Source organism: Bradyrhizobium australiense (genome assembly GCF_013114825.1).
GTDB classification, from domain to species: Bacteria; Pseudomonadota; Alphaproteobacteria; order Rhizobiales; family Xanthobacteraceae; genus Bradyrhizobium; species Bradyrhizobium australiense.
The window spans coordinates 255,285-278,900 of record NZ_JAAVLX010000011.1 but is presented as its reverse complement, the minus strand read 5'-3'; the positions used below and the strand labels follow the sequence as shown (position 1 = coordinate 278,900).

The 23,616-nt window shown below is 62.6% G+C and carries 17 protein-coding genes and 1 pseudogene; 5 read left to right on the top strand and 13 right to left on the bottom strand.

Going from position 1 to position 23,616, the window contains the following annotated elements:
- Positions 1 to 4: 4 nt before the first annotated feature.
- Positions 5 to 1,921, bottom strand: a complete 1,917-nt coding sequence (locus HCN58_RS30235) for an SDR family NAD(P)-dependent oxidoreductase (RefSeq protein WP_171582994.1) — start codon at positions 1,919 to 1,921, stop codon at positions 5 to 7.
- Between the two features lie 465 nt (positions 1,922 to 2,386).
- On the opposite strand from HCN58_RS30235, the gene HCN58_RS30230 reads away from it, so the two are divergent.
- Complete coding sequence (locus HCN58_RS30230; protein ID WP_171582993.1) at positions 2,387 to 4,045, top strand: recombinase family protein; 1,659 nt, start codon at positions 2,387 to 2,389, stop codon at positions 4,043 to 4,045.
- Between the two features lie 413 nt (positions 4,046 to 4,458).
- Here the strand turns inward: HCN58_RS30230 and HCN58_RS30225 are convergent, their stop codons facing one another.
- The 4 genes from HCN58_RS30225 to HCN58_RS30210 are packed head-to-tail and all read right to left on the bottom strand — an operon-like array spanning position 4,459 to position 8,615.
- A complete protein-coding gene (locus HCN58_RS30225) occupies positions 4,459 to 5,970 on the bottom strand; it encodes a tripartite tricarboxylate transporter permease (protein WP_171582992.1) in 1,512 nt (503 codons plus the stop codon).
- Between the two features lie 21 nt (positions 5,971 to 5,991).
- Positions 5,992 to 6,534, bottom strand: coding sequence for a tripartite tricarboxylate transporter TctB family protein (locus HCN58_RS30220; RefSeq protein WP_171582991.1), 543 nt, complete (start codon positions 6,532 to 6,534; stop codon positions 5,992 to 5,994).
- 60 nt (positions 6,535 to 6,594) lie between these two features.
- Complete coding sequence (mtnA, locus tag HCN58_RS30215; protein WP_171582990.1) at positions 6,595 to 7,698, bottom strand: S-methyl-5-thioribose-1-phosphate isomerase; 1,104 nt, start codon at positions 7,696 to 7,698, stop codon at positions 6,595 to 6,597.
- Between the two features lie 41 nt (positions 7,699 to 7,739).
- A complete protein-coding gene (locus HCN58_RS30210; RefSeq protein ID WP_171582989.1) occupies positions 7,740 to 8,615 on the bottom strand; it encodes an S-methyl-5'-thioadenosine phosphorylase in 876 nt (291 codons plus the stop codon).
- Positions 8,616 to 8,706: 91 nt separating this feature from the next.
- Here HCN58_RS30210 and HCN58_RS30205 point away from each other — a divergent pair, with 91 nt between their 5' ends.
- Entirely contained in the window at positions 8,707 to 9,357 is a 651-nt protein-coding gene (locus tag HCN58_RS30205) for a class II aldolase/adducin family protein (protein ID WP_171582988.1), read from the top strand.
- Positions 9,358 to 9,365: 8 nt separating this feature from the next.
- On the opposite strand, the gene HCN58_RS30200 is transcribed toward HCN58_RS30205, so the two are convergent.
- The 3 genes from HCN58_RS30200 to HCN58_RS30190 form a co-directional block, all read right to left on the bottom strand.
- A complete protein-coding gene (locus HCN58_RS30200) occupies positions 9,366 to 10,340 on the bottom strand; it encodes a Bug family tripartite tricarboxylate transporter substrate binding protein (protein ID WP_376701234.1) in 975 nt (324 codons plus the stop codon).
- A 211-nt stretch (positions 10,341 to 10,551) separates the two neighbouring features.
- The gene (locus tag HCN58_RS30195; protein ID WP_171582986.1) at positions 10,552 to 11,349 is read right to left on the bottom strand and encodes an enoyl-CoA hydratase/isomerase family protein; all 798 of its coding nucleotides are present in this window, start codon (positions 11,347 to 11,349) and stop codon (positions 10,552 to 10,554) included.
- Positions 11,350 to 11,385: 36 nt separating this feature from the next.
- Positions 11,386 to 12,585 carry a pyridoxal-phosphate-dependent aminotransferase family protein gene (locus tag HCN58_RS30190; RefSeq protein ID WP_171582985.1) on the bottom strand — a complete coding sequence of 400 codons (1,200 nt, stop codon included), beginning with the start codon at positions 12,583 to 12,585 and terminating at the stop codon, positions 11,386 to 11,388.
- A gap of 168 nt (positions 12,586 to 12,753) precedes the next feature.
- On the opposite strand from HCN58_RS30190, the pseudogene HCN58_RS30185 reads away from it, so the two are divergent.
- Together HCN58_RS30185 and HCN58_RS30180 are read left to right on the top strand one after the other, a co-directional pair.
- A pseudogene (locus HCN58_RS30185) lies at positions 12,754 to 15,764 on the top strand (FAD-binding and (Fe-S)-binding domain-containing protein).
- Positions 15,757 to 16,185, top strand: a complete 429-nt coding sequence (locus HCN58_RS30180) for a GlcG/HbpS family heme-binding protein (protein ID WP_171582984.1) — start codon at positions 15,757 to 15,759, stop codon at positions 16,183 to 16,185. The pseudogene HCN58_RS30185 and the gene HCN58_RS30180 overlap by 8 nt, the downstream one beginning before the upstream one ends.
- Here HCN58_RS30180 and HCN58_RS30175 read toward each other — a convergent pair whose 3' ends face one another.
- The 5 genes from HCN58_RS30175 to HCN58_RS30155 all read right to left on the bottom strand — a co-directional run bounded on the left by HCN58_RS30175 (position 16,186) and on the right by HCN58_RS30155 (position 22,438).
- The gene (locus tag HCN58_RS30175) at positions 16,186 to 16,968 is read right to left on the bottom strand and encodes an enoyl-CoA hydratase/isomerase family protein (RefSeq protein WP_171582983.1); all 783 of its coding nucleotides are present in this window, start codon (positions 16,966 to 16,968) and stop codon (positions 16,186 to 16,188) included.
- 71 nt (positions 16,969 to 17,039) lie between these two features.
- Positions 17,040 to 19,148, bottom strand: coding sequence for a molybdopterin oxidoreductase family protein (locus HCN58_RS30170; protein ID WP_171582982.1), 2,109 nt, complete (start codon positions 19,146 to 19,148; stop codon positions 17,040 to 17,042).
- An 84-nt stretch (positions 19,149 to 19,232) separates the two neighbouring features.
- Positions 19,233 to 19,985 carry a 3-oxoacyl-ACP reductase family protein gene (locus tag HCN58_RS30165; protein ID WP_171582981.1) on the bottom strand — a complete coding sequence of 251 codons (753 nt, stop codon included), beginning with the start codon at positions 19,983 to 19,985 and terminating at the stop codon, positions 19,233 to 19,235.
- 6 nt (positions 19,986 to 19,991) lie between these two features.
- On the bottom strand, positions 19,992 to 21,368 hold the full coding sequence (locus HCN58_RS30160; protein ID WP_171582980.1) for an MmgE/PrpD family protein: 1,377 nt from the start codon (positions 21,366 to 21,368) through the stop codon (positions 19,992 to 19,994).
- 5 nt (positions 21,369 to 21,373) lie between these two features.
- The gene (locus tag HCN58_RS30155) at positions 21,374 to 22,438 is read right to left on the bottom strand and encodes an ABC transporter substrate-binding protein (RefSeq protein ID WP_171582979.1); all 1,065 of its coding nucleotides are present in this window, start codon (positions 22,436 to 22,438) and stop codon (positions 21,374 to 21,376) included.
- A 192-nt stretch (positions 22,439 to 22,630) separates the two neighbouring features.
- Between HCN58_RS30155 and HCN58_RS30150 the strand changes: the two genes are divergently transcribed.
- Positions 22,631 to 23,608 (top strand): Bug family tripartite tricarboxylate transporter substrate binding protein, encoded by a 978-nt coding sequence (locus tag HCN58_RS30150; protein ID WP_171582978.1) that lies wholly within the window; start codon positions 22,631 to 22,633, stop codon positions 23,606 to 23,608.
- The last annotated feature ends 8 nt before the right edge of the window (positions 23,609 to 23,616 follow it).

The following is a 23,616-nucleotide window of genomic DNA, read 5'->3' as shown; positions in this document are numbered from 1 at the left end:
AAAATCAGGCGGCGTGCGATCCGAACTCGGGCACGGCATCCTTGAGCACCGCACGGATGGTGAAACGGTCATCTCGCGCAATCGCTTCCTCCAGCGCCGCGAGCCATTTGCGCAAGGTCTGCATCGGCGGCTCGTTCGGCTTGGCCGCCATGATGCCGGCAACCCCAATTTCCACCGGCGGCTCTTCGCTCGCGAACAGGATCTCATTCAGCCGCTCGCCCGGCCGCATGCCGGTGAATACTACCTCGATGTCGACGCCCGGTTCGAGGCCGGACAGGCGGATCATCCGCTCTGCAAGCTCCACGATCTTGACCGGCTGTCCCATGTTGAGAACATAGACGGAGACGTCGGGCCGCGCCGGCGTCAGCGCGTGCGTGGCTGCGGTCAGCACGAGGTCGCAGGCTTCGCGGATCGTCATGAAGTAGCGGACCATGTCCGGATGCGTCACCGTGACAGGACCGCCGGCCTCGATCTGCGCCTTGAATTTCGGCACCACCGATCCGTTCGAGGCCAGCACGTTGCCGAACCGCACCGAGATCAGCCTCATGTGCGGCTTGCCCTCCGACTGGATCATCAGGTCGTGGTCGAACGCCTGGCAATACATTTCGGCGAAGCGCTTGGTCAGTCCCAGCATCGAGACCGGCTCGATCGCCTTGTCGGTCGAGATCATCACCATGGCTTCGGCGCCCGCCGCCTGCGCGGCGTCGGCGACGTTGACCGAACCGAAGATGTTGGTCTTGACGCCCTCGCTCCAATCGCGCTCGAGGATCGGCACGTGCTTCAGCGCTGCGGCATGGAACACGATATCAGGCTTGAACTCCCGCATCAGGCCCATGATCCGGTCGCGATCGCGGATGTCGGCGATCCGGCCTTCGATGGCGGCATTGGCCGCGCGTGCCGTCAGCGCTTCCGTAACCGCGTAAAGCGCCGGTTCCGAGTGCTCGATCACCAATAGCCGCGCAGCACCAAAGGTCGCGACGCGGTCGCATATCTCCGAACCGATCGAGCCGCCGCCGCCGGTGACGATCACCGATTTGCCCTTCACCAGCGTTTCAAGCCGCACGTAGTCGATCTTCTCGCTTGGCCGCAGCAAAAGGTCTTCGACGGCGACATTGGTCAGCCTCGGCACGTCGCCGCTTTCGAGCGACGGCAGGCGGCTGACGAACAGGCCGAGCCGCTTGGCCCGCATCAGAACCGCCTCGGGGTGCGCCTCGGGTTCGAACGCCGACGGCGTCATGACGACCCGCGAAATCGGCTTTCCCCGTCCGGCATAATCGCGGACCACGTCCTCGACGTCGTCGATCCCGCCCAGCACCGGCACGTTGCGGATCGACTGCCCGCGGTCCGCGGCCGACGGCGACAGTACGCCAACCGGCCAAAGCTGCTTGACTGCGCCGCTCTCGATCGCGCGCAACAGCACCTCGGCGTCGGCGGCGCGGCCGATCACCAGGGTCACCGACGCGCCTTCGGTCTGGGCATGGCGGCGAACCCGCGTGTAACGGAAATAGCGATAGCCGAAGCGGAGCGCGCTCAGCGCGAACACCTGCAGAAACCAGTAGAGAACGATGGTGATACGGCCGAACAGCACCGGCGCCTTGCCAGTCGGTTCGTCGAAAATGAGGGCATAGTCCAGCACGACGAGCGCTACCGCCAGAACGGTCGCCACGCGCAGGATGTTCAGTGCATCGGGAAGCGAAATGAAACGCCATTTCGTCGTCGTCAGATTGAAGACGTAGCAGATAACGATGCTGAAGGCGACGAAGAGCGGCAAGATCTTCAGCAGCAGCGGTAGGCGGGCATAGAAAGCCTCGCCACCGTCGAAGCGCAGGTAGAAGCTTGCGAGCAGCGCAAGCGCAGTCGCCAACCCATCATGCGCGGCGATCAGGTAATTGCGACGGGTGAGTTGCGAAAGAGGCGTCATTCCAATGGCCGGCTGCGGATACGATTGGGATTCGCGGGGCGTCCCGCGCCCGCTGATATCTCATCTGTGGCGTGCATGCCAGCGATCATGACGGGATAATCGGGAAGGGTTCCACAGCCTCGCCGGATGCGAGGAGCGAATCGACGACTTGTCCGGCGCGGTTGAACGCGCCGACGCCGTGGTCGCAGCGCATCATGCCGCGGCTCGGCAATTTCGCGCGCGGCGGCGGCCGCGTTGCGGCGGCGGACGCCCCGATGGTCCGATGAAGGAAGTATTGGTTGTTTCCATGCATCCCGACAGACCAACCGCCACAATAACAAGCCACAGGTACCGCACGTCCGCCCCTCTTGCCTCTTGTCTCGTAACCAAAGGGCGAGATCAAGCAAAACCAGTGAGATAGTTGCTTGCACCGGAGCTGGTTCAGGGATTGGATGTTTTCCAACAGATTGACCGGGAGCAAGCCTCGTGGGCAACGCACTCGTCATCCGCCGCAACACGCAACTGGCAAAAGCTCAAAGGGCGCTTCACGCTGCGCAGTATGTCCGCATGTCTACCGACCGTCAGCGATACTCAATCGAGAATCAGGCTGTCGTGATCGCGGCGTACGCCCAGACGCACAATCTCACAATTGTCCGAACATACCGCGACGAAGGTGAAAGCGGACTTAAACTGAAAAATCGACTCGGCCTGATCCAACTGCTTGACGATGTCCAGTCCGAGCGCGCCGACTTTGATCATATCCTAATCTACGACATTAGCCGATGGGGCCGATTTCAGGACACCGACGAAAGCGCCTACTACGAGTTCATCTGCAAACAGGCTGGGATCAAAGTGTCGTATTGCGCAGAGCAATTCGAGAACGACGGCTGTATGGTGTCGAGCATCGTCAAGAACATCAAGAGAGTGATGGCGGCCGAATACAGTCGTGAGCTCTCGGTGAAAGTTCACGCCGGAGCTTGTCGCTTTGCAAGCATGGGCTTTAAGTCAGGTGGCCTCACTCCGTATGCTCTGCAGCGAGTGTTAGTGGATGAAGAGCACCAGCCGAAGGGAATTTTGAGAAAGGGAGATCGCAAGTACATCCAAACGGATCACGTCAAGTTACAACCGGGCGAGTTGAAGGAAGTCACGGTCGTGAAGTGGATCTTCCGTCGGTTCCTTGACGTGAAATCTGAGCAGGCTCTCGCCCGCGAGCTAAATCGACACAGTATTCCTCCGTGCTCTGGCGAACGCTGGACGGGTCCCAAGATAACGCGAATTCTCAGGAACGAAAACTACATCGGAAACATCATCTACAACCGCTTATCATCGAAGCTCGGAACAAAACGCGTTAGAAATTCTTCCGACAAGTGGGTCAGAAGCGAAGGCTGCATTGAGCCGATCGTTTCGGTGGATGATTTCCTTGCCGCAAGAAAGATCATAGCAGAGCGCCGCGTCGATGGCTTAACCGAAGGGGAGATGTTGGCGCGCTTGCGCCGAACACTGAAGAAAGAGGGGCGTCTTACCCCGAGGATCATAAGCAAGACGGTTGATCTTCCGAGCCACCATGTCTACAGGGCGCATTTTGGCACCATGCGTAATGCGTACAGATTGGTTGGTTATCTGCCCGAACGGAACTTCGAGTATATGGACAGCCGACACATGTGGCTTCATCGGTTGTCTGAGCTCCAATCGCAGGTTGCCACACAAATCGAGAAAGCGGGAGGACAAGTTGTCCTCAATGGATTAGCCGACGGCTTGCGAGTAAACGGGATGATCAACATCTATTTTCGCATAGCGCAGATAGAGCACCCGGCCCGAGATCACTATGCACCGCGTTGGTTTATCCAACGCCGCAACTTGCCCGATGGGTGGATAGTTGCGATGCGACTAGCGGACCGCAGCACGACCCTGCTCGATTATCTGTTAGTACCAACAATCCGCACCGACAGGAATACGATTAGGTTCTCCGAAAAGCTGCGCACCCGTTTCAGAATAGTTAGTTTCAAGACACCCGGGGCACTTGTTCGGTCCCTTAACCGACGCCTAGCCAGCTTGAACACTGCCGCGCCAACCAAGCTAAGGCCGCCGAAAACACCGCGAAAAACAGACCACCCCAAAAGATCGACCGGCCGCGCGCGGCGCTGACGGAGCGCAGATAGAGGATAGCGCCCAATATCTTGCCGTAGTTTTTTCTGAACTCGCCATTGAGCTTCGATATCTCGACGAGTTCCGAAGATTGATCGGACATCAAGCGGATCTCCTTGGGAAGCAACCAAGGTGCCCTATAGACCACTGATTTGCCCGACGGGTCAACTGATATTTCTGATTTTCCGAAGTACCGAAAGCGTGGCGGCCGCCCGTTGCTGTCCCGATGATGTGCGGGGATGCCGACAGACCGACGCTGGTATGAGGAGAACTGTCGCCTAATCAATATCTTAGGCTCTCCATGCGCCTCTCTGGTGAGACCGCGGGTGCAACAAGCACCCGGTCTTCCTGCGCCCTTGCGCATTCGCGCGACTCGTTGGCTCGCAATGACGATGGAAGGCCGATCCGTTTTGCTACGCCTTCGCCGGCCGCACCATGCGCGTGACGCTGCCGAACGCCTTGTCGATGACGGGCCAGAACAGCAACACGATCGCCAATGTCGTGATCGAGCCGACCAGGCCGTTCGACCAGAACACCTTCAAGTCGCCGCCGGCGCCGATCATCGACAGGCGGAACGCATCCTCGGCGCGGTTGCCGAGCACCAGCGCCAGCGTGAACGGCGCGAGCGGAATGCCGATCTTCTTGAAAACGTAGCCGACGACGCCGAAACCCAGCATCAACCAGATGTCGAACATCGCGTTCTGGATCGCATAGGCGCCGATCGCGCAGGACACCACGATCATCGGCGCCACGGCCGCAAACGGCACCCGCAGGACGGAAGCAAAGATCGGCACCGTCGTCAGCACCAGCACGAGGCCGACGACGTTGCCGAGATACATCGACGCAATCAGGCCCCAGACGAAATCCTTGTGCTCGACGAACAGCAGCGGCCCGGGATTGAGCCCCCACACCATCAAGCCGCCGAGCAGGATCGCCGCGGTGCCCGAGCCCGGAATGCCGAGCGCGAGCATCGGCAGCAGCGCCGCGGTGCCCGACGCATGCGCCGCGGTTTCCGGCGCGAACACGCCCTCGATGCGTCCCTTGCCAAAGCTGTCCTGGTCCTTGGAGAAGCGCTTGGCGAGGTTGTAGCCCATGAAGGACGCGGCAATCGCGCCGCCCGGCGTGATGCCGAGCCAGCAACCGATAAAGGAGGAGCGGAACAGCGTCACCCAATATTTCGGCAGGTCCTTCCAGACCGAGAGCACGACGCGCAAGGAGATGGCGGCGGCGTGGCCGCGCAGCGCCAGGCGCTCCTCCATCGTCAGCAGGATCTCGCTGATACCGAACAGGCCGATCACCGCAACCAGGAAGTTGACGCCTCGCAGCAGCTCCGCCGAGCCGAAGGTCATGCGCAACTGGCCGGACACAGTGTCCATGCCGATGCCCGCGAGCAAGAGACCGAGCGACATCGAAATGACAGTCTTGTGCTTGGCCTCACGGCCGAGCCCGACAAAAGAGCAGAAAGTGAGCAGATACACCGCGAAGAATTCGGGCGGGCCGAATCTCAGTGCGAACGACGAGATCATCGGCGCCAGGAAGGTGATCAGCATCACCGCGACCAGCGAGCCGATGAAGGACGAAGTGAAGGCCGCCGTCAGCGCTTCCGCCGCCCTGCCCTGCTGCGCCATCGGGTAACCGTCGAAGGTGGTCGCGACCGACCAGGCTTCGCCGGGGATGTTGAACAGGATCGAGGTGATGGCGCCGCCGAACAGCGCACCCCAGTAGATGCAGGACAGCATCACGATCGCCGAAGTCGGGTCCATCGTGAACGTCAGCGGCAACAGGATCGCCACGCCGTTGGGGCCGCCGAGGCCGGGCAGCACGCCGACGAAAATGCCGAGCACCAGCCCGGTCATCATCAACAGCAGCGTCTTCCAGGTCAACAGCACGGCGAAGCCGTGCATCAAGAGGCCGAGGGCTTCCATGGCGTGTGTCCCACCGACCGGTTAGCGGCCGAGCGCCGCTTCGAGCGGGCCCTTTGGCATGATGACGTCGAAGGCGATGTCGAAGGTCACGAACATCGCAGCGGTAAACACGAAGGCGGTGAGCAGCGACTTCCACCATGCGATCTTGCCGACCAGACACATGAAGCAGGAGATCAAAAGGAAGCTGGCGACATAGAGCCCGAGGAATTGCGTGGCGAGGCAGAACAGAACCGTCGGCACGAAGACCGCCAGCACGCGGCGAAGCTGTGCTTGCGTCACGAAGGATTCGGAGGCTTCGCGGCGCGACAGGAACGCCGCAACCAGGCCGTAGAGGCTGGCGCCACCGAGGATAATCGACAGATAGAACGGAAAATAGCCGGGCTGCGGACCGGTGGATTCCCAGCCGGCACCCGTCCGCCAGTTGTCAAAACCGAGCGTCAGCGCCAGCGCAAGCAGCAGGAGCGAGACGACCACGTCGACCACCCGAACGCTCGCCATCTCAGGCGAGTCCGCCTCCGGCGCGGTCGGATCCTCGACGACGATTTCGATGTCGGTATTGGACATGGAGACGGTGCCCCCCGGTACGACAGTCCTAAACGGGGATACGTGCCGACATCGCCGGCGTCAATGTCCAGCGCTGCGCTCCGGGAATGCGCTCGCAAGTGCAGCACGCTCGGGCCGCAGCAGGCCGCGTTCGGTGATCAAGCCCGTCACCAGCCGCGCCGGCGTGACGTCGAAGGCGTAGTTGGCCACCGGCGAGCCGTCGGGAACCACGCGCACGGTTTCGACGCGCCCGTCGGCGGTACGGCCGGTCATGCTAGCCACTTCGTCAGCACCGCGCTGCTCGATCGGAATCTGCCGGATGCCGTCGTCGATGCTGAAATCGATGGTGGGCGACGGCAGTGCAACATAGAACGGCACGCCGTTGTCGTGGGCGGCAAGCGCCTTCAGATAGGTGCCGATCTTGTTGCAGACGTCGCCATTGGCGGTCACCCGGTCGGTGCCGACGATCGCGAGGTCGACCATGTGGTGCTGCATCAGATGGCCGCCGGTGTTGTCGGGGATCACCGTGTGCGGCACGCCGTGGTGCCCGAGTTCCCAAGCTGTCAGCGAGGCGCCCTGGTTGCGCGGCCGGGTCTCGTCGACCCAGACATGGACCTTCAGGCCGCCATCATGGGCGAGGTAGATCGGCGCCGTGGCCGTGCCCCAGTCCACCGTCGCGAGCCAGCCGGCATTGCAATGGGTCAGGATATTGATCGGCTCGCCCGGCTGCTTTGTTGCCGCGATCTGTTCGATCAATGCCAGACCGTGCCGGCCGATCCCCTGGTTGATCGCGACATCCTCCTCAGCGATCTCGCCGGCGTGCCTGTAGGCTGCCGCGACGCGTTCCGATGCCGGCAGCGGTCGAAGCGAACGCGCCATCTCATCGAGCGCCCATTTCAGGTTGATTGCCGTCGGCCGTGCTGCGAGCAGCATGGCGTAAGCGCGGTCGAGCGACGTATCGGAAGCATCCGACCGCATAGCAAGCGCCATGCCGTAAGCCGCAGTGGCGCCGATCAGCGGCGCGCCGCGCACGAGCATGGAGCGGATAGCCTCGGTTGCATCTGCGGCGCTTGTTATGCGCGCCACCACGAATTCATGCGGCAGGCGGCGCTGATCGATCGCGCCGACCGTCCAGCCATCGTCGTCGAGCCAGATGCTGCGAAAATGCCGGCCGTCGACCTTCATGTCCTACACCCTTCGCGTCGTGCGCCCGCTGGAAGACATCCTCACGACCGTAGCACCCTTCCGGCCACGGCTTCGAGCTTGGCGAGCAATTTTGCATCGCGCGCTTCCGGCGCCGTGATCAAGGCGGTATCGAGCGCCTTGTCCGAGCCGATCGGGCACGGCTCATGCTCGCGCGGGAAATCCCGGGCGAGACGCGCAACGAGTGCCTTGGCCTTGCCGGCATTCGAGTTCAACACGCGAATGATATCCTGCACGGTGACCGCCTCATGATGAGGATGCCAGCAATCGTAATCGGTGACCATCGCCACGCTGGCGTAGCAGATCTCGGCCTCGCGGGCGAGTTTTGCCTCGGGCATGTTGGTCATGCCGATCACCGAATGACCCTGCGCCTTATACATCATACTCTCGGCGAGGCTGGAGAACTGCGGACCTTCCATGCAGACATAGGTGCCGCCCCGCACCGCCGCGATCCCCTCGGCCTCGGCAGCTGCCGCCAGATGCTCGTGCAGCCGCGGGGAGACCGGATGGGCCATCGAGACATGGGCGACGCAACCCTTGCCAAAGAACGAACTCTCGCGCCGGTAGGTGCGGTCGACGAACTGATCGACCAGCACAAACGTGCCGGGCGGCAGTTCCTCCTTGAACGAGCCGCAGGCCGACAGCGAAACCAGGTCGGTGACCCCTGCCCGCTTCAGCACGTCGATATTGGCGCGGTAGTTGATGTCGGATGGCGACAGCACATGCCCTTTGCCATGCCGTGGCAGGAACGCGACCGGCAGCCCGGCGATGACGCCGCGCGTCAGTGGCGCGGAAGGCACGCCCCAGGGGCTCTCGATGATCTCCTCGCGGACATCCTCCAGCCCCGGCAGGTCGTAGATGCCGGATCCGCCGATGATGCCAAGCACGGCGCGCGTCATGACTTCTCCCAGTCACCTGTTTCAAAGACATGTTCGACTATACTGCGGCGCAATAATCAAGCATTGTCCGCGGGGCTGCAGAGGGTTCGAAATGCCGACCACGAAGGACCGCGAGAGACGCCAGTCGATCATCGATGCCTGCCTGCGCATGAACGCGCTCGGCATCAACCAGGGAACGTCTGGCAATATTAGCCTGCGCCATCGCGATGGCATGCTGATCACCCCAACCAGCACGCCCTACGAGGCGATGAAGCCCGAGCAGATCGTCTATATGCACCTCGACGGCAACCACGATCCCTCCCAGCGCCCTTCGAGCGAATGGCGCTTTCACCGCGACATCCTCAAGGCCCGGCCGGAGGTGCAGGCGATCGTACACGCCCATCCGCCCTACTCGACCATGCTGGCGATCATGGGCATGGAGATTCCCCCGGTGCACTACATGGTCGCGGTCGCCGGCGGCGACAGCATCCGCTGCGCGGCGTATGCGACCTTCGGCACCCAGGAGTTGTCCGAACACGCTTTGCGCGCGCTGGAGGGACGGATGGCCTGCCTGCTCGAACATCACGGCATGATCGCGACCGGGCCTTCGCTGGCAAAGGCGATGTGGCTCGCAGTCGAAGTCGAGACGCTGGCGCGGCAATATCACGGCTGCCTGCAGATCGGCACGCCGTCACTTCTGTCAAGTGAGGAGATCGAGAAGGTCCGCCTCCGCATGGCCGGATACGGCCACGCGGAGGAGTGACAGAAGCGCTATTTGGCGACGAAGCCGGCTTCCTGCATGAGCTGCGAGTTGAGCTTGTCGTCTTCCTCGAGGAACTTCAGCATGTCCTTGCCGGTGAGGAAGATCGGCTTGAGCGCCTGCTTTTCCATGTAGTCCTTGTACTCCGCCGTCTGCGTCACCCTCTGGAACAAATCGACATAGAACGCCTGCTGTTCTGGCGTCACCTTGCCGGGCAGGAACATCGCGCGCAGCATCAGATACTGCACGTCGAGGCCCTCTTCCTTGCAGGTCGGAACGTCGTTCCAGGACTGCGTCTCCGTCACCTTGGACTTGTACGAGATGCGCTCCTTATCGAACACGCAGAGCGCGCGGACCTGACCGGCGCGCCAGACTTCCAGATTCTCGGAAGGGTTGTTGACGTTGGCTTCGGTGTGCTTACCGACGAGCTGTGTCGCCGCCTCGCCGCCGGACTTGTACGGCAGATAGGAGAATTTTGCGCCGGTCTTCTGCTCCATGAACACGGTGAGCACATGGTCCTCGCGTTTGGAGCCGGTGCCGCCCATCTTGAACGGAGAGCTCGCCGTCTTGGCGGCCGCGATAAAGTCCTTCACCGTCTTCGGACCCTCGGCATTGTCCCACAGCACGAACTGATCGAGGGCGACCACCGACACCGGCGTTAGGTCGCGCCAGTTGAACGGAATCTTCGCCGAGAGCGGCAGCATGTAGATAAGGGAATAGGCGATCAGCACCTTGTTGGGATCGCCCTCGCTGGACTTCATGTACATCAGCGCCTCGGCGCCGGACGCCCCGCCCTTGAGCGACACCACCATCGGCTGCTTCATCAGGTTGTTCTTCTGGATCGCCGCCTGCATCATCCGCGCCATCTGGTCGGAGGCACCGCCGGCGCCGGCTGCGACCACGATTTCCACCGGCTTCGTCGGCTCCCAGGCGGCAAACGCAGGCGCGCTGGCGAGAACGGCCGTCAAGGCGGCCGCGGCTTTCAGGATCTGTCCCACGAGTTTCATCCCTATCTAATTGTTGTATTTAGACAAATTACACTTCCCGCCACGTCATTGTGCGGGGTAATGCGGGCGAGTTCAAGCCGAACCGCAACCTCGCTGCGTATGACTTTCGCATGAGTATGCGACGTGCGCAAAGAAGCGCGGGCTCGTCGATAGCCCGCGCTTTGATAGACCACGCACACGACAGCGAAGGTTATTTGCCCTTCCAGTTCGGCGAGCGCTTGTTGAGGAACGCGTCCATGCCCTCGCGAAAATCTTCGCTCATATAGGCGCGCAGGATCAGCTCTTCGCCCTCATCACGGGTCAATGTCCGCCGGATGCGGCGCACCGCTTCCTTGGTGACTTCGAGCGTGATCGGCGCATGGCTGGCGACGAGTTTTGCGGTTTCGTCTGCGCGGCGCTGCAATGTCGCAACATCCGGCACCACTTCATTGAGCAACCCGAGCGCCAGCGCTTCCGGTGCCTCGACCAGCCGCGCCTTGAAGATCAGGTCCTTGGTCCGCGCCGGACCGACCAGCGCAACCAGCCTGGAAATGTTGGACATCGACAGGCAATTTCCGAGCGTGCGCGCGATCGGAAATCCCATTCGCGTCGTCTCGGTGCCAATGCGGATATCGCAGCATGCGGCGATGCCCGCGCCGCCGCCGGTACAGGCGCCGGCAATGGCCGCAATCGTCGGCACCCGGCATGCCTCCAGCGCGCCGAGCACGCGGTCGATCCGCGCCTCATAGTCGAGCGCATCCTGCGCGGTCTTGAAGGCGCGGAACTGCGAGATGTCGGTGCCCGACGCGAAGGCCTTATCGCCGGCGCCCGTCAAAATCATCGCCTTGATCGAGCGGTCGTTGTTGATTGTCTCGCAGATCGCCGCCATCTGCTCGTACATGGCAAAGGTCAACGCATTGCGCGCCTGCGGACGGTTGAACGTCAGCCGGGCGATGCCGTCCTCGACGGAATAAATCAGGTCTTCGGTCGAAGCTACCGGAGCGGTCATCGCAGCTCTCTCTATTGTTGTTTCGGTCGAACCGTTTCAGGCAACGGCGGCCTTCGGCATCGCCACGACATCGCGTCCCTTCAACACTTCCATCGCCGCCAGCACGCCACCGCCACGGTGCGGCACCTTGGCGAGATCGAGACCCATCTCGACGCCCGACAGCGTGCCCATCAGCATGAGATCGTTGAAGTGTCCGATATGGCCGATCCGGAACACCTTGCCCTTGATTTTGTTGAGGCCAGTGCCGAGCGACATGTCGAAATTTTCCAGCACGACCTTGCGGAAGTTGTCGGCGTCATGGCCTTCCGGCATGACGACGCCGGTCAGCGCGGGCGAATGCGCGCCCTGCTCCTGGCATTGCGTTTCCAGCCCCCACACCTTGATCGCCGCGCGGGTGGCGGCGCTGTGGCGCTTATGGCGGGCGAAGACGTTCTCCAACCCTTCCTCCTCGAGCATCTTGACCGCTTCGCGCAAGCCAAACAGCAGGTTCGTTGCCGGCGTGTAGGGCCAGGTGCCTGCTTTGTTGATGGCGATGACTTCCTGCCAGTCCCAATAGGAACGCATCGCCGGATTGGCCTTCGCGACCGCAAGCGCCTTTTCCGACACGGCATTGAAGCCGAGGCCCGGCGGCAACATCAGGCCCTTCTGCGACCCGGCGACCGACACGTCAATGCCCCAGGCGTCGTGCTCATATTCCAGCGAGCCGAGACCCGAGATGGTGTCGACCATCAGCAGCGCGGGATGGTTGACGCGGTCGAGAATCTTGCGGACGTCCTGCGGATGGGTGACGCAGCCGGTCGAGGTCTCGTTGTGAACCACGCACACGGCCTTGATCTTGTGCGCCTTGTCGGCCGACAGCCGCGCCTCGATCTGCTCGAGGTCGGCGCCGTGGCGCCAGTCACCGGGAATGAAGTCCACTTCGAGCTTGAACTTCTCGGCGATACCACGCCACAGCACGGCAAACTGCCCAGTCTCCGCCATCAAAACCTTGTCGCCGGGCTGCAGCGTATTGACGAGGGCCGCCTCCCAGGCGCCCGTGCCGGACGATGGATAGATGATTACCGGCTGCTTGGTGCGAAACACCCGCTGCATGGCGGCCAGCACGGCGTGGCCGACCTCCGCGAATTCGGGACCCCGGTGGTCCAAGGTCGGCATGTCCATGGCGCGCAGCACCCGGTCCGGCACGTTGGTCGGTCCCGGAATCTGCAGAAAATGCCTTCCAGTGTGCACGGTCATGGGTGTCCTTCCCGGTATTGCCTTGGTTTCGCGAGGGTCGAATATCACTATTTGGCGGGCTTGTCCCCCAACGGGCGGGGGCCGTCAATGCATAAGAAGCAGGGCTTTGCCTTGCCAAGCCGGACCCCGGCAGGCAAGACACTGCCGGATATCCTAGAGAGCAAGGTAATGGCGGCAACAGGGGCCGAAAAACCAAAAAATTCGGCGGAAAACAGCAGGCTTGCCGCGCGCCTTGCCCGCGAGATCACGGGCGACGTTTTCTTCGACGCCTTTAACCGCGGCCGCTATGCGACCGATGCCTCGTTCTACCAGATCCTGCCGCTCGGCGTGGTGGTTCCCCGGACCATGGACGAGGCGCTGCGGGCGCTCGCCATTGCGAGAGACGCGGGCCGAATCGTCACGCCCCGGGGCGGCGGCACCTCGCAATGCGGCCAGACGGTTAACGAGGGAATCGTCGTCGATTTTTCAAAGCACCTGAATCGCCTGCTCTCGCTCGATATCGAGGACCGCATTTGTGTGGTCGAGCCCGGCATCGTGCTGGACGATCTCAACCGCCAGCTCAAACAACACGGGCTCTGGTTTCCGGTCGACGTCTCGACCGCCTCGCGCGCCACCATCGGCGGCATGGCCGGCAACAATTCCTGCGGCGGCCGCTCGCTGCGTTACGGCACCATGCGTGACAACACGCGATCGATGGATGCGGCGCTGGCCAACGGCACGCTATTGCATTTCGGAGAGGTGCCGCGGGATCTGGCGCGCGTGAATTCGCCCCAGAGCGGGCTTGCCCTGTTCCGGGACATGCTTGATCTCGGCGAGCGCGAGGCAAACGAAATATCGGAGCGGTTTCCAAAGGTGCAGCGCCGCGTCGGCGGCTACAATCTCGATGCGCTGGTGCCGCGCAATGCGCCCAACAACATGGCGCATCTCCTGGTCGGGTCCGAAGGCACGCTGGCCTTTACCACCCAGGTCGAACTCAAGCTGTGGCCGGTGATCCGCAACAAGGTGCTCGGCGTGTGCCATTTCGGCAGCTTCTATGAGGCGATGGACGCAGCCCAGCATCTGGTGAAGCTGCGGCCGATCGCCGTGGAGCTGGTTGATCGCACGATGATCGCGCTCGGGCGCGATATTTCGATGTTCAGGCCCGTGATCGAGGCGACCGTGCGCGGCGATCCGGACGCGCTGCTGATCGTCGAATTTGCGGAAGAGGATCAGCCCGACAATCTGCAAAAGCTGAAGCAGCTTTCCGAATTGATGTCAGACCTCGGCTTCGGTTGGAACCATCCGCAACGCAAATGGGGCGGTGTGATCGACGTCATCGAACCCGCGATGCAGACGGCAATCGCGGATTTCCGCACCTCCGGCCTCAACGTGATGATGTCGATGAAGCAGGAAGGCAAGCCGGTCTCCTTCGTCGAGGACTGTGCGGTGCCGCTGCCGCATCTTGCAGACTATACCGAGCGGCTCAACGCCATCTTCGCCAAGCACGGCACGCGGGGCACCATGTATGCGCATGCCTCCGAAGGCTGTCTGCATGTGCGGCCCGTCCTCAATTTGAAGCTTGAGAAGGACGTCGAGGCGATGCGCGCCATCGCCGAAGAGACATTCGAGATCGTGCGCGAGTACAAGGGTTCGCACTCCGGCGAACACGGCGACGGACTGGTTCGTTCCGAATTCCATGAGGCGATGTTCGGCTCGCGGATCGTTGCCGATTTCAGGGAGGTCAAGCAGCGCTTCGATCCGGACAATCTGCTCAATCCCGGCAAGATCATCGATGCGCCAAAAATGGACGACCGTTCGCTGTTCCGTTATCGGCCGGATTATCGCGTCACCGAAGTGAAGACCGCGCTCGACTGGTCAGCTTATCCCGGCGCCGGCGGCGGCTTTCAGGGTGCCGTCGAGATGTGCAACAACAACGGCGCCTGCCGAAAGCTCGAGGGCGGCGTGATGTGCCCGTCCTATCGCGCGACCCGCAACGAGAAGGACGTCACGCGCGGCCGCGCCAACACGCTGCGGCTGGCAATTTCCGGTCAGTTGGGTCCGGGCGCGCTGGCTTCCGACGAAATGATGGAGACGCTCAAGCTGTGCGTCTCCTGCAAGGCCTGCCGTCATGAATGCCCGACCGGCGTCGACATGGCCAAGATGAAGATCGAGGTGCTGGCCGCACGCGCGGCGAGCCACGGGCTATCGCTACGCGACCGGCTGGTCGGCTATCTGCCGCGTTATGCCGGCTTGGCCGCCCGCTTTGCCCCGCTGGCCAACTGGCGCAACAACAGTCCGCTGTTGCGCAAGCTGTTCGAGAAGTTTGCCGGCATCAGCGCGAACCGCGCCCTGCCTGCATTCCGCCGCGATGTGTTCCGCCCCGGTGCCGAGGCCCTCGGTCCAGCAGATGGCTGCGAGGTCGTGCTGTTCGCCGACACGTTTAATCGCGCTTATGAGCGGGAGAATCTCGACGCCGCGCTACGCGTTCTGGTCGAAGCCGGATACCGCGTCCACTTGCCGAGTCCGACGGATCGTGCCCCGCCGCTGTGCTGCGGGCGAACCTTCCTTTCGGCGGGCCTGGTCGAACAGGCGCGCAGCGAATTGAACCGGCTGGTCGCCACCTATGCGCCATTCGCCGCACGCGGTGTGCCAATCATCGGGCTGGAGCCGAGCTGTCTCCTGACCCTGCGCGATGAACTGCTTTCGCTGCGGTCCGATAATGACGCCAAAAGCGTCAGCGCGCACGCATTGTTGTTCGAGGAATTTCTGGTGCGCGAGGCAGAAGCGGGCCGCCTGAAATTGCCGCTCGGCGCCATCCCGACGAAAGCGCTGGTTCACGGCCACTGCCATCAGAAATCATTCGGCGCGTTCAAGCCGGTCGAAAAGGTGCTTCGCCTCATTCCCGATCTTGGCGTCGAAACCGTCGAATCCAGTTGCTGTGGCATGGCCGGCGCATTCGGCTACGGTGCCGATACCTATCAAGCCTCGATGGAGATGGCTGAGCTGTCGCTGCTGCCGGTTGTACGCCGAGCCGATACCGCCACGCTGATTGTTGCCGACGGCACCTCCTGCCGCCATCAGATCAAGGATGGCACGAACCGTGCAGCCCTGCACGTCGCCCGGGTGCTCGCGATGAGCCTCGATAGCGCGCAATCCAACCGTTAATCCCGCCAATCGCAAAGGAATTCACTTATGGCTGAACTCACCCTCGACGTAGCCCGCAGGATTCTCGATGCCGCGCTTGCCAAAGGCGTCGAAAAGAAGCTGAAGCCCCTGGTCATTACCATTCTGGATGCCCGCGGCTGCGTCAAGGTCACGGCGGCGCAGGACGGCACCAGCCTGATGCGGGCCGAGATCGCGCACGGCAAGGCCTATGGCGCACTCGCGATGGGCATGGGATCGCGGGCTTTGTTTCAGCGCGCGCAGGAGCAGGCCTATTTCGTCGGGGCCGTGAATGCGCTGGCACAAGGCCGCCTCGTGCCGGTGCCAGGCGGCGTGCTGGTCCATGGAGATAGCGGTCTGCTCGGCGCCGTCGGCGTCAGCGGCGACACCTCCGACAATGACGAGATCTGCGCCATCGCGGGCATCGAAGCTGCCGGACTGAAGGCGAACGCGGGGTAATCAGCGCCCCGGCCAGGATGGTTTGCGTTTCTCGCCGAACGCCTTGAGGCCTTCCTTGGCGTCTTCCGTCATCGCCAATAGCGCAATCTGGCTTTCGGTATAGGCGATGCTCTCGTCGAACGACATCGAGGCGATGGCGCGCATCGCATATTTGCCGCGCCGGATCGCGGTCGGCGACTTGTCGACGATGCGGCTGACCAGCCAATCGACCTTGGCGTCGAGCTCAGCCGCCGGCACCACGTAGTTCAGGAGCCCCGCGGCCTGTGCCGCGCGGGCATCGAACGGCTCACCGGTCAGCGACCACTCGCTGACCAGCCGCTTCGGGGCGATCGACTGCAGCAGGCTCAGCACCTGCATCGGGAACACGCCGACCTTCACCTCGGGCAAACCGAAAATCACGTGATCGGCGGCGACCGCCATATCGGTCATGCACAACAGCCCCATACCGCCTGCCATGCAGACGCCCCCCACCCGCGCAATCGCGGGCTTGGTGGCGTTTTGCGACAGCCGCAGCAGATCGGCGTAGTCGACGTTCGGCCGGGAATAATCCATCGCGAAAGCAGCACCGCTGTTCTGCAGATCGGCGCCGGCGCAAAACGCCTTGTCGCCCGCCCCGGTCAGCACGATGACGCGCACGTCCTTGTCGTCATGTGCGTCGCGATAACCGCGGGCGATGCCGGCGACGACGTCGGCATTGATGGCATTGCGCTTGTCCGGCCGGTTGATGGTGATCCAGAACGCCTGCCCGCGCTTTTCGCAGATTATGCTGTTGTGGTCGGTCATTGTCCCGCTCGCCTTTTCGTCAAATGCTTGCAAGCATTTGCGGCAGGATGACGATGGACTGCAAGAGCGATCTAACTCTTGCGCCCACTGGCTGACATCGCCCTTTTTACCCAGACCTTGTTGTCGTGAAACGCGGCGCCGCCGACGGGCGCGACCGTTTCGGCTCCGGTCAGCATGTTGATGCCGCGGCCACCGATATGGGCCTTGTTGGGATGAATGGATTCCGCGACCAGCACGCCATGGCGCACGCCGTCGAATAGCCGCGCGGTCAACGTCGTTTCGCCGCGCGTGTTGCCAAGCGTGACAGCATCGCCGTCGGCAATCCCGAGTGAAGCGGCATCCTCGGGATGGATCATAACGGTCGGACTGCCCTCGCGCGCGATCGACGACGGCGTTTCGTTGAAGCTGGTATTGAGGAAGCTGCGCGACGGACTGGTGGCGAGCCGGAACGGATGCGCCTCATCCGCCTCCTCGATGACCGTCCAGTGGTCCGGCAGCGACGGCATCTGCTCCCACGGACCCAGGCCGGGCTTCCCGGACGGAGGATTCGCCCAATCGGCCTTGAAGTGGAACTTCTTGTCCGGGTGCGCAAAACCGTCAAGGTAATGGGAAGTACGAAAATCCGGCTGGATATCGCGCCACAGATCGGCTTCCAGCGTCTCGATGTCGCCGTGGCCGCTCTTCTTCAGCGTCGCGTCGATCAGCTCGCGCGGCGTCATCTCAAATCCGGGATGCACGGCCTTGAGGCGACGGCCGAGGCCTTGCAGCACTTCATGGTTAGAACGGCACTCGCCGGGCGGATCGATCAGCTTCGCGCCCACCGAAATATGCTGGTGGCCGCCGCCGTAATAGAGATCGTCATGTTCCATGAACATCGTCGCCGGAAGCACGATGTCGGCCATGGCTGCCGTCTCGGTCATGAACTGCTCGTGCACCGCGACGAACAGGTCTTCGCGCGCAAAGCCCCGACGCACCAGCCCCTGTTCGGGGGCGACCGTCACCGGATTGGTGTTCTGAATCAGCATTGCCTTGACCGGACCGCCGCCTTTCAAGGCACCGGCGTCGCCGGTCAGGATGCGCCCTATCTGGGACTGATCGAGCCAACGGGTCGTGGGATCGATCGCGTCGTGGCCCTCGATGATGGATTCGTTGAAATTCCAGATCCCGGCATTGTTGAAGAATGCGCCACCGCCCTCGTACTGCCAGGCGCCCGTCACTGCGGGGATGCAAAGCGCGGCATGCATCTGAGCCGCGCCGTTGCGGCTGCGGGTAAAGCCATAGCCGAGGCGGAAGAAGGTACGCTTGGTCTGGCCGACCAGCCGCGCGAACGCCTCGATCTCCTCGACCGGGACGCCCGAGATCTTCGAGGCCCATTCCGGCGTGCGCGTTGCCAGGTGCGCCTCGAGTTCGTCGGGGCAGTCGGTATAACGATCCATGTAGGCGCGATCCGCGTAACCTTCGCGGAACAGCACATGCATAACACCGCAGGCGAAGGCGCCGTCGGTGCCGGGGCGGAGCAGTACCTTGATATCCGCCTGCTTCATGGTGTCGTTGTTGTAGACGTCGATCGCCGCAATTTTGGCGCCGCGCTCCTTGCGGGCGCGCGAGGCATGCGTCATCACGTTGACCTGGGTATTCACCGGATTGGTGCCCCAGATCACGACGAGATCGGAGACGCCCATCTCGCGCGGATCAACGCCGGCGATCTTGCCGGTGCCGATCGCGAAGCCGACGCGCGCGATGTTGGCGCAGATCGTCGAGTAGAAGCGCGAATATTTTTTTACATGCGCCAGGCGGTTGATGCCGTCGCGCATGACGAGCCCCATGGTGCCGGCATAGTAGTAGGGCCAAACCGATTCAGCGCCGAATTCACGCTCGGCCTGATCGAAGCGCGCAGCGATTTCGTCCAGCGCCTTATCCCAGGAAATTCGCGCAAACTGGCCGGAGCCTTTCGGTCCGGTGCGGCGCATCGGGTACAGCAGTCGATCGGGGTGATGAATGCGCTCGGCGTAGCGCGCGACCTTGGCGCAGACCACGCCCGCCGTATAGGTCTGCAGCTTGGAGCCTCTGACCCGCCCGATCGAGCGACCGTCGATCACTTCGATGTCGAGCGCACAGGCCGACGGGCAATCGTGCGGACAGGTGGAATGGCGGATATCGACCTTGGCATGCTGGTTCATGAGCTTCTACGTAACATCAAACGCCGCGGCCGCCGAGAGGCTTTGTCCGGCAGTACGCCTGCAAAAACGGCCGCTGGCCATGCGTCAGGCGCCCAGATGGGCGCCGCCATTGGCGTGGATCGCCTGGCCGTTGATGTAGCGCGCGCCTGCCCCACATAGGAAACGCACGGTTGCGGCGACGTCTTCCGGCAGTCCCCGATTGCCGGCGATCGTCTGATGCGTCAAATGATGCGCCGGCTCCGGCTTATCCTTCGGCCGCGGCGTGCCGATCAGGCCGGGAACCACACAGTTCACGGTGATGCCGTCGTCAGCGAGGTCGTGCGCCAGCGCGCGGGTGAAGCCGACGATGCCAGCCTTCGCCGTCACCACATGCGCGCGATTTTTTGCCCCCGTGTGCGCGCTGAGGCCGCCAATGTTGACAATGGTTCCCGCGCCGGACTTCCGCAGCGCCGGCAGGCAGGCTTTCACACAGTGGAAGGCGCCATCGAGGGTCACGTCGAGGATTTCGCGCCATGCCGCATAGTCCATCTCGGCGAATGGCTTTTCGCGCCGCAGCGCGGCGTTGTTGACGAGAATATCGATACGGCCGAATTGCTTGACGGCGGCATCCGCCATCACCTGCACCGCGTTAGCATCGGCGACGTCGCCGATATGGACCAGCGCCTTGCCGCCGGCAGCCTCGATCTCGCGCAGGACCGCGTCGGCCTCGGCGCGGTTGCTGCGCGCGTTCACGACGATAGACGCACCGCCCTCCGCCAGCGTCAGCGCGATCGCACGGCCGATATTGCGGCCGGCGCCGGTAACGACCGCGACTTTGCCGGCGAGTTCCTTGGTCATGAGCCGCTACCCGCGCAATGAGGAGAGATCGATGCGGCCATTATACAGCCCCGCCATCAGTTTCAACGCCGCTTCGCTTTGTGCAGTGCTCCAGCCGCCATGCTTAGCGTTGAGCAGAAACTTGTCGGTCACGTCCTGCCGCATCAGCGGCTCCTGCGCACCGCCGCGCAAGTACGGCTGCCGCTCTTCAACCACGCTGCCATCCCGGAGCGTAGCGCGGATGTGGCCGATGTAATTGTTCGGATAGGGATTGTCCGGGTCGATCACAAATTTCACCTTGGCGGCGAGCGCCAGCACGCGTTGATCACTGATCGCGTTTTCGGTGAATGCGCCGAGTCCAACGCTGTCATGGACGAAGCCGGTGGCCAGCAGATAAGGCACGGCGAATTTTGCGGCATAGCCGTTGCGCGGACGTCGCTTGTCGGCCAGCGGCTCCCACAGCCGGTGCACCGTTCCCTCCGCGACCTCGCAGACGATCTCGGCGACATCCTCCGGCCTTACGCCACGTACGGCCAACCGGCGCGCGCAATCGATATAGGGCTGCGCCATCGTCCCGCATGGATAGGGCTTGAACGCCAGTGTATCCGTGACCCATCGCGTTCCGAAATCGGCGGTCAGCGCGGCGTAGTCACCTTCCGTGGTGTGTGCGAAGCCATGAAACAAGCCGTGCACACCCTCGAACACCGTGCGCGGACCGACGAAGCCTCCCCGCGCCAACAATGCGGCACGGATACCTGATTGCGCCGCCCATCCGGCGTGCAGCCGTTTGGTCCAGGCGCCTTCCGCGAGGTATTCGATGATGCCTCCGGCCATGCTGCCGGCAATGCCGAGCGCATCGACGATCTGCTTGGCATTGAGGCCAAGCGCTGCACCGACACCTGCGGCCGCGCCCATGGCGCCGAAGATCGCCGTCGGATGAAAGCCCGCCTTGTGGACCGCCTTCGGCACCACCAGACTCAACCGGCAGAGCACTTCTGTGCCCACCGCGATCCCAATCAGCGCCATCGGACCATCAGGATTATGCCGCTCGCAGGTGGCAAGCACCGCCGGCACGATCACCGCGCCGGCATGGACCGGGCCGCCCTCGAACGTGTCATCGAAATCCTCGCCATGCGCGGCAGTACCGTTGACAAAGGCAGCGCCGGCCGCGTTCAGCGCGCGCTGATGCCCGATCGCCGTGCAGAGACCGTCATCGTCGCAGCCTGCCAGCGCGCTTCTGACGTAGTCCTCGTTGCGCGCGGTGACGCATAGGCCGACCACGTCGATCAGCAGGTCCTCGCATTTGCGCGTGGTTGCGACCGGCAATGCGCCGGGTCTGACTGCAGCGATCTTTTCGGCAAGCGTTTCGGCGACCGAAATCCTGGGCAGTCCGGAGGCGGCCATACTGGTCAAACGCGGAAGATTTTTGTGTAGCGCGCCTTGATGGCCTCGCTTTCCTTCTCCACTGCCGCCGCGTCGTCTTTCATGGTCTTGATGTCCTTGAGCGGCTTGCGACCGGCCTTCTCGACGGTTTGAGAATGCACCGAGCGGAGGCCGCCGACATCGATGATGAGCTGCTGGGCCTCCCGGCTCAGGCTGAACGACTGGAACAGCCTTGCTGCGTTGGGATTGGGTGCATCCTTGAAGACGCCGTTCGGTCCGATAATCAACGGCGATCCTTCCGTGGCGTAAACCGGCTCGACCGGACGGCCTGCCTCCTTCATCTGGAAGATGTTGTATTCGTTGCCATCGGCCATTACCGCGCGCTCGCCAAGGTCGAGCTTCTTCGGCGGATCGGCCGACGACTGCACCTGCATGATGTTCTGCCGGGCGAGTTTTTCGAAGAAGCTCCAGCCGAGATCGCGCTGCATCTGATAGGTTGCGGTCATGATGGTGCCGCTGTAGCCCGGGTGCGCCTTGACGATCTTGCCCTTCCATTTGGGATCGAGCAGATCGGCAAAACTCTTCGGCGCGTCCTCCGCTTTCACCAGATTGGTGTTGTAGGCGATGATGCTGAGCCAGACGCGGAAGCTCGCAAACTGGCCGTCGGGGTCCTTGTGCTCGACCGGATAGAATTTGGCGACGTCTTCCGGCACGTAAGGCGCCAGAATGCCATCGCGCTTCCAGACGATGAAATGCGCGGCATCGGATGAGTTCACCACGTCGACAGCGTGAATGTTGCTGGAATATTCCTGGCCGATGCGCTGGAACACGCGCTCGGCGCCGGTGCGCTCGACCCGCACCGCAATGCCCGGATATTTCGCCTCGAACGCCTTCGCCAGCTTCTCCGCGACCGGCAAATCGGTCGAGGTGTAATAGATGACCTTGCCTTCCTTCTTCGCCGCGTCGATCAATGCCGGCGTCACCGCTTCCGGCGGCGGCGCAGCGGCCATCACACGCGTGGAAAATGCTGCGCCTGCGAGAACGGCGCCGGCGCCAGCGAGCAGTTTGCGCCGCGAAATCGAATTCCTCATTGGCGTTTCCGTTTGCGTTTCTTTCAGGCCCATTCTGCGGAGCTTTCTCCCGGTGGCTTCGTTCTTGCTGGGTCCGGTACCCCGGACATTACCCTTTATTCCGAAGGCGCGCAGCGACTCTTTCGTCGACAGCTCATTCGCGTTGCAGATAGATTTGCGGCAAGAATAAACACCAATTCAAGGGATGGAGAGATGACGAGCCCAAGGATCGCATTGGCGCTGGCTGCAGCTCTACTCGCGACATCGCTCCCAAATACGCCAGCACAATCGCAAGACTATCCCTCGCGTCCCGTGAAAGTGATTGTTCCCTTCGGCGCCGGGGGGCCTGCCGACGTGACCGCGCGGCAAATCGGCAGCATCCTGCAGGAGACCCTCGGCCAGCCCTTCGTGATCGAAAACCGCACCGGCGCCGGCGGCGTGATCGGCACGCAGGAAGCCGTCAAGTCGCCGCCGGACGGCTATACGCTGCTGATGATGTCGAACACCCAGACCGCGAATGAATCACTGGTGCCGCAGCGCAAATACGAACTGATGCGCGATCTCGCGCCGATCGCGCCGGTGAATTATTCCGACCTCGTCATCGTGGTTCACCCTTCCGTGCAGGCGAAGACGTTGCAGGAATTCATCGCGCTCGCCAAGTCGCAGCCCGGCAAGTTGAACTACGCTTCCTCCGGCCAGGGCACGCCGTATCACATGGCGGGCGAACTGTTCAAAGCCATGGCCGGCATTGACCTCGTCCATGTGCCCTACCGCAACAGCGGCGAGGCGCGCAGCGGCGTGATCGGCGGCCAGGTCCAGATGATGATCGACGCGGTTCCGGCGATGGCCCCCAACGTCGCCGAAAATCAGGTGCGCGCACTGGCTACGACAGGTAAAACGCGATCGACCGTGCTGCCGAATGCGCCGACGGTGATCGAGGCCGGCATTCAAGGTTATGAGGCGACGATCTGGCTCGGCCTGATGGCGCCCGCGGGCACGCCCAGGCCGATCATCGACAAACTTAATACGGCGGTGAACGCGGTGGTGAAACGGCCCAATATCGTCAAGCTCTGGATCCAGCAGGGCGCGGTTCCGATGTCGATGACGCCTGACGAGTTCGACAAATTTCTGCGCGGCGATATTGTGAAATGGGCGGAAGTGGTCAAGAAATTCGATAAGCCGCCGCAATAGGCCGCAAG

What these genes read in the sequence shown, in the direction of transcription:
- HCN58_RS30195 (WP_171582986.1), bottom strand. Translation starts at nt 11,349, where the DNA reads ATGACCGCTCCGGTAGCTTCGACCGAAGACCTGATTTATTCCGTCGAG.
- HCN58_RS30170 (WP_171582982.1), bottom strand. Translation starts at nt 19,148, where the DNA reads ATGAACCAGCATGCCAAGGTCGATATCCGCCATTCCACCTGTCCGCAC.
- HCN58_RS30190 (WP_171582985.1), bottom strand. Translation starts at nt 12,585, where the DNA reads ATGACCGTGCACACTGGAAGGCATTTTCTGCAGATTCCGGGACCGACC.
- HCN58_RS30205 (WP_171582988.1), top strand. Translation starts at nt 8,707, where the DNA reads ATGCCGACCACGAAGGACCGCGAGAGACGCCAGTCGATCATCGATGCC.
- HCN58_RS30165 (WP_171582981.1), bottom strand. Translation starts at nt 19,985, where the DNA reads ATGACCAAGGAACTCGCCGGCAAAGTCGCGGTCGTTACCGGCGCCGGC.
- HCN58_RS30160 (WP_171582980.1), bottom strand. Translation starts at nt 21,368, where the DNA reads ATGGCCGCCTCCGGACTGCCCAGGATTTCGGTCGCCGAAACGCTTGCC.
- HCN58_RS30150 (WP_171582978.1), top strand. Translation starts at nt 22,631, where the DNA reads ATGACGAGCCCAAGGATCGCATTGGCGCTGGCTGCAGCTCTACTCGCG.
- mtnA (WP_171582990.1), bottom strand. Translation starts at nt 7,698, where the DNA reads ATGAAGGTCGACGGCCGGCATTTTCGCAGCATCTGGCTCGACGACGAT.
- HCN58_RS30180 (WP_171582984.1), top strand. Translation starts at nt 15,757, where the DNA reads ATGGCTGAACTCACCCTCGACGTAGCCCGCAGGATTCTCGATGCCGCG.
- HCN58_RS30220 (WP_171582991.1), bottom strand. Translation starts at nt 6,534, where the DNA reads ATGTCCAATACCGACATCGAAATCGTCGTCGAGGATCCGACCGCGCCG.
- HCN58_RS30155 (WP_171582979.1), bottom strand. Translation starts at nt 22,438, where the DNA reads ATGAGGAATTCGATTTCGCGGCGCAAACTGCTCGCTGGCGCCGGCGCC.
- HCN58_RS30175 (WP_171582983.1), bottom strand. Translation starts at nt 16,968, where the DNA reads ATGACCGACCACAACAGCATAATCTGCGAAAAGCGCGGGCAGGCGTTC.
- HCN58_RS30235 (WP_171582994.1), bottom strand. Translation starts at nt 1,921, where the DNA reads ATGACGCCTCTTTCGCAACTCACCCGTCGCAATTACCTGATCGCCGCG.
- HCN58_RS30225 (WP_171582992.1), bottom strand. Translation starts at nt 5,970, where the DNA reads ATGGAAGCCCTCGGCCTCTTGATGCACGGCTTCGCCGTGCTGTTGACC.
- HCN58_RS30210 (WP_171582989.1), bottom strand. Translation starts at nt 8,615, where the DNA reads ATGACGCGCGCCGTGCTTGGCATCATCGGCGGATCCGGCATCTACGAC.